General features: G+C 62.1%; 1 protein-coding gene and 1 pseudogene. Both read right to left on the reverse strand.

Annotated features, from left to right (window positions below):
• Nucleotides 1–125: 125 nt before the first annotated feature.
• Nucleotides 126–344, reverse strand: a complete 219-nt coding sequence (locus tag NKJ13_RS31530) for a helix-turn-helix transcriptional regulator (protein WP_023730016.1) — start codon at nucleotides 342–344, stop codon at nucleotides 126–128.
• Between the two features lie 168 nt (nucleotides 345–512).
• A pseudogene (locus NKJ13_RS31535) lies at nucleotides 513–794 on the reverse strand (UPF0149 family protein); the annotation flags it as partial.

A 794-nucleotide genomic window follows, 5' to 3' on the forward strand; every position in this document is an offset into this window, starting at 1 on the left:
GGGGGCCCCCCCTTTGGGGCTCAGCCCCGCCCCCCCCCCCACCACCCCCGGGGGCCGCCCCCCCCCCGCGCGGGCCGCCCGCGGCCGCCCCCCGGGCCAGTAGCAATTACTTGGAAGTGGGTGCGTCAGGCCTGTTTGTCGGGCCGAACCAGATCCGTGTGGCTGACGCCGAGGGCCAATGCCAGTTCATAGATCGTGATGATCGTCGGATTTCTTCGGCCCTTCTCCAAGCCGCTGATGTACTGCTGGCTGAACCCGGAAATCTCGGCAAGCTGCTCCTGGGTCAGACGCTTCCTTAGCCTGATCCTCTGCACATTACGTCCGACCAACCTGCGCATATCCATGCACGACAGCCAGCGGATTAGGCAGCTTGAGTTTATCAACTATAATATGTAATCCACATCGAGCATCTAAATCGCTGGCGGAGGGGCTTCAGTAAGCGGTGCGCCAAGGCACCTTTCCCGAAATCGCCTTGATGGTTAGTCTCTCGTTCGTCGGCGCGCCGGCGCCGATCACTCCGAGTCATAATGGGTGACGTAGTGGAGTTCGCGCAGAGCGGGGATGACGAGGGCGATGTCTTTGTACGCCTCGTGCTCGATGAAGTGCGCGGTCTCGGGTCCTGGCCTGGGCTTGCCGAGGACGGGCCTCCCCTTTTTGTCGACGCAGTAGATCAGGATCGGCAGCAGCAGGTCGTGATGGGGGTTGTTGAGGTCGAGTAGCCGTTTCCATTTTTTGATGTTGAGATTCATGGCCGCGTAGAACCCCTGGCACCACGGCCGGGCGTCGATGCCGCC

The organism is Mesorhizobium sp. M0174 (assembly GCF_040322275.1).
Classification (GTDB): Bacteria; Pseudomonadota; Alphaproteobacteria; order Rhizobiales; family Rhizobiaceae; genus Mesorhizobium.